The sequence below is a fragment of the Carnobacterium sp. genome (genome assembly GCF_040274425.1).
Map to the genome: position 1 here is coordinate 1 of NZ_JBEMBC010000186.1, position 866 is coordinate 866.

The window sequence follows — 866 nt, forward strand, 5'->3', positions numbered from 1 at the left end:
TACCAAGATTATTATATCTTACGTGAACCAAAAGCAGATGGAAGCCACCCGACAAACTGGGTCTCAAAATTTGGAGGTCCAGCTTGGGCTTCTTTTAGGGATACTGGAAAAGAATATTTGCATTTGTATGATGTTACGCAAGCTGATTTAGACTGGCGTAATCCAGAAGTAAGAAAAGAGCTTTTTAACGTAGTCAATTTTTGGTTAGAAAAAGGCGTAAAAGGATTCCGTTTTGATGTACTCAATGTTATTGGGAAAGATGAAGTATTGGTAGATGCGGAAGATGGCGTGGGAAAATCTTTATATACTGATAGACCAATAACACATGAATTTATTCATGAAATGAATCAAGAAACGTATGGAAGATACCCGAACATCATGACAGTTGGAGAAATGTCTTCCACAACAATTGAAAATGGAATTTCTTATTCCAATCCTGAAAAACAAGAATTATCGATGGTCTTTAGTTTCCATCATTTAAAAGTCGATTATTTAAATGGAGAAAAATGGAGCAAAACACCATTTGATTTTATGGAATTAAAAGAGTTGCTAAATGATTGGCAAGAAGGCATGTCTAAAGGTAATGGCTGGAATGCACTGTTCTTGAATAATCATGATCAGCCTCGCGCAATCAGCCGTTTTGGAGATCCTGTGAATCACTTTGAAGCTTCTGCTAAATTATTAGCACAAACGATTCACTTGATGCGTGGAACACCTTATGTTTTTCAAGGTGAAGAAATTGGTATGACAGATCCAGAATTTCAAGATATCACAGATTATGTAGATGTAGAGACACATAATGCTTATAAAGAACTACAAGCAAAAGATCTGCCACATGAAGAAATTATGGAGATCATTAAAGGGAA

At 35.8% G+C, this 866-nt stretch carries 1 protein-coding gene; it reads left to right on the plus strand.

Annotated features, from left to right (window positions below; genetic code table 11):
• On the plus strand, positions 1-866 hold an 866-nt coding region (locus ABS911_RS15190), incomplete at both ends, for an alpha-amylase family glycosyl hydrolase (RefSeq protein ID WP_350468245.1).